This is a genomic window from Mycobacterium sp. WUMAC-067, assembly GCF_020217485.1.
Taxonomy (GTDB): domain Bacteria; phylum Actinomycetota; class Actinomycetes; order Mycobacteriales; family Mycobacteriaceae; genus Mycobacterium.
Window position 1 is genome coordinate 1 of the sequence record NZ_JAEKMI010000195.1, and the last position, 474, is coordinate 474.

Sequence of the window (474 nt, forward strand, 5' to 3'; positions counted from 1 at the left end):
CGTCGCCTGCCCGTGGCCGTACCCACAGGCGAAGACCTGGGATCCGCGCGGCTACTACCAATCTCAAGGAGCCCCGGGACCATTCACCGCCGGTAAGGCCAGTTCGTGGCAGATCGCGCAACCGGAAGGCCGACCGAGAGACATCGTTGTACAGTCCGACCGCTGCAATTCCACGTGACCCCCACGGCGCACGGGCCAGGAAACGACGAACCAGGTATGTTGCTTTTCGACAAGGGGTTTCGATCCCCGAGGGGGATTCGAGAATCGGGTTGGTGCATTCGCCGTATGAGGCTCCGACGATGCGTTCTGCCTTGGGACAGTGCGTGATCGGCGCGATCAGCCGACGAGCATCAAGCGCCGATGATCAGTTCGGCGGCCCGTTCTCCGATCATCATCGCCGCGGCATTCGTATTGCCTCCGACGATGCTCGGCATGATCGATGCATCGGCCACGCGCAGTCCCGCCACGCCCCTC

General features: G+C 63.3%; 1 protein-coding gene. It reads right to left on the bottom strand.

Annotated features, from left to right (window positions below):
* Window positions 1–350: 350 nt before the first annotated feature.
* The coding region (locus JF781_RS28195; protein ID WP_225341382.1) for a GMC oxidoreductase at window positions 351–474 on the bottom strand (124 nt) is incomplete at its 5' end.